Here is a 668-nt window from a genome sequence, read left to right as displayed (position 1 = left end):
CCCCCCGCCCGCCCGCCCGGGAGACCGCGGCGGGCTTCGTGTGTCAGCCGCCCTTGAGCGGCAATGGGGCGCCGGCGGCCGGGATCGCGGGCGCGCCGCTGGGCGACCGGCAGGACACCACCAGCCCGCGGTGTTCAGCCGTGCCGGCGGTGACGCCGTATTGGGTGGCCACTACGAAAGGCCGTGATTGCCCGGCCTGGTTCAACACGTCGTAGCCCGAGCCGCCGCACACCTCGCCGGCCTTCTCGTAGCATGAGCCCCAGCTATTCCAGCCGCCGTTGCAGGTGATGTTGTAGGCGGCCCGGCCGTCCGGCCCGAACGTCTGCCGAGCCGTCGTGCAACCCGCCAACCCAAGACACGCCGCCAGCACCGCCATCCAACGCATTGCGCACCTCCGTTCCGGTGGCGAGAGGATAGCGTGGGTGATCTAGGGGCGCATCCAAGTACGCCCATGGTCCCCAATATGGATACTTTTGCTGTTGACCCCTGGTCCCCATTTTGGTTACCTTCCTCCCCACACACCCCCGCACCCGGCGGGGCTGGAGGAGGCAGAGATGGCCGAGAGCCGTGTCACGATCCCCGATCTCGTCGCGCGCTGGACCGACCCGGCCAGCCGGCCGCTCTTCAAGGGCAGCCTGATCGACACCGACGAGGATACGGGCGAGTGC

The 668-nt window shown here is 69.3% G+C and carries 1 protein-coding gene; it reads right to left on the bottom strand.

Going from position 1 to position 668, the window contains the following annotated elements:
* Nucleotides 1–43: 43 nt before the first annotated feature.
* A complete protein-coding gene (locus tag M0638_RS27850) occupies nt 44–376 on the bottom strand; it encodes a hypothetical protein (RefSeq protein WP_248670211.1) in 333 nt (110 codons plus the stop codon).
* Nucleotides 377–668: the final 292 nt, after the last annotated feature.

Origin of the sequence: Roseomonas acroporae (assembly GCF_023223525.1) — a bacterium.
In the GTDB taxonomy this organism is placed as follows: Bacteria; Pseudomonadota; Alphaproteobacteria; order Acetobacterales; family Acetobacteraceae; genus Roseomonas_E; species Roseomonas_E acroporae.
Note: the sequence above shows the minus strand (reverse complement) of the source record. Positions and strands in the feature narration are given on the sequence as shown.